This is a genomic window from Methylophaga sp. UBA1464 (genome assembly GCF_002325665.1).
Taxonomy (GTDB): domain Bacteria; phylum Pseudomonadota; class Gammaproteobacteria; order Nitrosococcales; family Methylophagaceae; genus Methylophaga.
The window spans coordinates 14543-17045 of the sequence record NZ_DCSO01000056.1; the positions used below are offsets into that span (position 1 = coordinate 14543).

Consider the following 2503-nt stretch of genomic DNA (forward strand, 5'->3'; position numbering starts at 1 on the left):
CAGAGGCACAGAGGGCACGGAGGTTCTTAAAAATCTATCCGCAGATTACGCAGATGGGCGCAGATTTTTAGAGAGAAACATAAAAAAATATAAATTGATACAGGCACAGAGCTCAATGGTTATGCCCTAAATCCCCTTTTGAACTGACGAGTAGCGGCTTTTTGTCAGGAAATTGAGGCTTACCTGTTTGAGCGCAGCGAGTTTGGTAAGACTCCCTGACAAAAAACACAACGCAGTGGAGCCGCAGGCCAGTTCAAGGGGGGCCCTTGGGTTGTTAGGGGCTTGGGCACGCAAGCCCCTGACTCGCGAGAGCGACATAAATCTTAATTTGAGGAATGAAACTAAGAGCATAATTTCGCCTTCGGGCGCCTCCGGCGTCCAAATTTGTTCCAGACAAATTTGTCGCTTCGCTCAAACATTCCGATTTCTAATCCTGCGATAACCATTTTATCCCCCAACACAAAAGGGGATTCAAGGAAAGCCTTTGGGAGCTGCGCCTATCTGCGTAATCTGCGGATAAAATCTTTTAAAGTCTCAGTGTCCTCTGTGTCTCTGTGTCTCTGTGTCTCTGTGTCTCTGTGGTTAATAATCCAGCTAATGCGCCTGTTCCCAATTATCCCCAACTCCAATACCAACTTCTAACGGTACGGCAAGTTCTGCAGCTTTAATCATAAACTGCTCGATTTCAGTTTTAGCCAAATCAAGCTGATCCTCGGGTACTTCAAATACCAATTCATCATGTACCTGCATAATCATACGGATGCCGGTATCGGCTTCGAGCAGCCAGTCATGAATGGAAATCATTGCGCGCTTGATAATGTCTGCAGCACTGCCCTGCATTGGGGCGTTAATGGCGGTGCGTTCCGCGTACTGGCGACGCAGGCCGTTGCTGGAGTTGATTTCTGGTAGATATAAACGCCGGCCGAAAATGGTTTCAACGTAACCGTCTTTTTTGGCCTGTTCGCGGGTGTTGTCCATGTAGTTTCTTACGCCGGGATAGCGTTCGAAATAGGTTTCCATATATTTGGCAGCCTGATGACGTTCGATACCGAGTTGTTTCGACAGACCATGGGCAGACATACCGTAAATCAGACCAAAGTTGATGGCTTTGGCACTGCGACGTTGATCACCTGTGACGTTTTCCGGTTCCACACCGAAGATTTCAGAAGCCGTATGGCGATGGATATCTTCACCTTCGGCAAACGCGGTCAACAGGCTTTTATCGCCGGATAAATGCGCCATGATGCGTAATTCAATTTGTGAATAATCGGCTGCCAGGATCTTGGCACCTTTCCCAGCCACAAACGCTTCACGGATTTTACGACCGGTTTCAGTGCGAATCGGAATATTCTGTAAATTCGGATCGGAAGAAGATAATCTTCCGGTCGCAGTCACCGCCTGATGATAGGAGGTATGTACGCGGCCAGTCTGCTGATTGACCTGCTGCGGCAGTTTGTCGGTGTAGGTGGATTTGAGCTTACTTAAACTGCGGTAATTCATAATGATTTGCGGCAATTCATAACCATCATCCGCCAATTCTTGCAGCACATTTTCTGCAGTCGATGGTTGGCCTTTGGGCGTTTTTTTACGAACAGGCAATTGTTGCTGGTCGTAGAGAATTTCCTGTAATTGCTTGGGCGATCCCAGATTGAATTTGGTGCCAGCAGAAACATGCGCTTCTTTTTCCAGCCGGTCGATATCATGTGCCAAGGCATCGCTTTGCTGTTGCAGCATAAAGATATCGATATGCACACCATTGCGTTCCAGTGTATTCAACACCGGCAGCAGCGGCATTTCCAGTTCACGATATACTTTTTCCAGCGACGGAATGGCCTGCACTTTTGGCCACAAGATGTGATGCAGCTGCAAGGTGATATCGGCATCTTCACAGGCATACGGCGCGGCTTCTTCCAAACCGATTTCATTAAAGGTCAGTTGTTTTTTGCCTTTACCGGCAATGTCTTCAAAATGAATGGTGCTGCGATTCAGATATTTTTCTGCCAGTGAATCCATATCATGACGAGTGGCGGTGCTGTCGAGCACATAGGACTGCAACATGGTGTCATGGGCAATGCCCTGCAAATCAATGCCATGATTGAGCAGAATATGTCGATCGTATTTCAGGTTTTGCCCGACTTTCAGCGCCTTGGGATCTTCGAGCAACGGTTTGATCAACGCCAATGTGGCATCAAAATCCAATTGTTGCGGTGCGCCTGGATAATCATGTGCCAGCGGCAGATAAGCGGCTTCACCCGCTTGAATGGCAAATGACATACCGACGATACGTGCCTGCAGATAATTGAGGCTGGTGGTTTCGGTATCAAAGGCAAACAATTCGGCTTTTTTGAGTCTTGCCAGCCATTTATCCAGCTGTTGCTGTGTCAGAATGGTTTCGTAATAGGTTTCATTGCTGGTGGCAGGTTCATCCGTTTTTGTCGAAGCCGCAGCAACAGGCGCAGAGTCTAATTCCTGTAACCAGCTTTTAAATTCGTAACGACGATAA

At 47.6% G+C, this 2503-nt stretch carries 1 protein-coding gene; it reads right to left on the bottom strand.

All coding sequences use genetic code 11. The annotated features are described in order from the left end of the window. Positions 1–594 precede the first annotated feature (594 nt). The coding region (polA, locus tag B3O33_RS07000; protein ID WP_292363274.1) for a DNA polymerase I at positions 595–2503 on the bottom strand (1909 nt) is incomplete at its 5' end.